Below are 1,707 nucleotides of genomic sequence, written 5' to 3'. Positions count from 1 at the left end.
ACTTTTTCACGAAAAGCCCTTGGAACGAGGAAAGGCTGCTTGGGAAGCTTCAAGAGTGGATCCTTTCCCAGGTCGAACGACTGGCCAAAAGGAAGAATCAACCCCTTTTTGTTTCGATTGATGATACGATTTGCCAAAAAACAAAGCCTTCGTCACGGGCTGCGCACGCCATTCAAGGGTGCGACTGGCACTACTCGCATAAAGATCATCAATCGGTCTGGGGGCATTTGCTCGTTTGGCTGATGGTGCACACCTTCACGCAGGCGTTCCCATTTGCGTTCCGCCTGTATGACAAGAAAGCGGGAAAAAGCAAGATCGNCTGATGGTGCACACCTTCACGCAGGCGTTCCCATTTGCGTTCCGCCTGTATGACAAGAAAGCGGGAAAAAGCAAGATCGACCTGGCGATTGAGATGCTTTCCTCGCTCAAGGTGAAGCGGGTTCAGCCGGTGTATGTGCTCATGGATTCGTGGCATCCGTCTAAGAAGCTCATCGAAGCCTGTCTGAAACAGGGATTCCATGTCATCGCGATGCTCAAGACGAACCGGATTCTCTACCCGAAAGGCATCGCCATCCAAGCCAAGCAGTTTGCCCGCTATATCGAGTCCAAAGACACCCGCCTCGTCACGGTGGGGCAGGAGCGTTATCGCGTGTATCGCTATGAGGGGGCCATCCATGGCCTCGATGACGCGGTGGTGCTGCTGGCTTGGAAGGCGGATCAAGATCGGAAGAGCACACGTCTGAACTCNCCCGCTATATCGAGTCCAAAGACCCCCGCCTCGTCACGGTGGGGCAGGAGCGTTATCGCGTGTATCGCTATGAGGGGGCCATCCATGGCCTCGATGACGCGGTGGTGCTGCTGGCTTGGAAGGCGGATCAGCCGATGGCGCCGGAACATCTTCATTGCATCTTGAGCACCGACCGGGAACTCGGGGACGAAGACATCTTGCGTTACTACGCCCAGCGCTGGACGATCGAGTGCTTTTTCCGGCAGGCGAAAGATCAACTGAAGCTGGATGGATACCGAGTCCGTCACGTTCGGGCGGTAAAACGGTATTGGGTGACCGTTTTATTGGCCTGCGTGTACAGCATCGCCGAATCCCGACAAAACCTCTCCACCGGGCTGGAGCTTCTTCGGTCGCGGAAAGACCACAGCGTCGTCGAGTTCATTTATGACGCTGCAAAGCAAGATATTCCCATTGATGTGATCAAAAAACAGCTCCGTATCGCGTAAGGGGTACCCTGTTTGTCTCTCTAACCATAGAAATTATTGTAATGAAAAATGCTCATCTACAGTAAAAGGAAGTGAAAAAATGACTGTTATAAGGGATATTCAACTTTCTATTCCAAGTGATATAAACTATTTTGATCATACTGTAATAGTTGACTATGATACTGGTGAGACAAGCCCCTTTACCGATTATAGGCAAAGCAAGTCCGCCATCTTGTAAATTAGCACATTATTTCAGAATCCCTTTTTCAAATTATTTCGGACGGATTCGGAAATAATGTGCAAAATCTTTGCGAATTATTCCAGGTTTTGCAGATTATTTCCGAACATTTGCACATTATTTCGGATGATTAACTAGAATGAGGATGGATCGGGATGAAACATAACAGGGGCCGATCAGCCCCTGCTGTGTCAGTACCCCATTTCTTCGGCTGCCATACGCACAATGTCTTCGTCAATCATATGTTTTTTTAATTG

The 1,707-nt window shown here is 49.8% G+C and carries 2 pseudogenes; both read left to right on the top strand.

The window, feature by feature from the left end:
- Nucleotides 1–604 (top strand): annotated as a pseudogene (locus T260_RS01000000137805) (transposase); the annotation flags it as partial.
- A 137-nt stretch (nucleotides 605–741) separates the two neighbouring features.
- Nucleotides 742–1,233, top strand: a pseudogene (locus tag T260_RS1000000141120) (transposase); the annotation flags it as partial.
- Nucleotides 1,234–1,707 lie beyond the last annotated feature (474 nt).

It is taken from the genome of Geobacillus thermopakistaniensis, assembly GCF_000498995.1.
GTDB lineage: Bacteria > Bacillota > Bacilli > Bacillales > Anoxybacillaceae > Geobacillus > Geobacillus thermoleovorans.
Note: the sequence above shows the minus strand (reverse complement) of the source record. Positions and strands in the feature narration are given on the sequence as shown.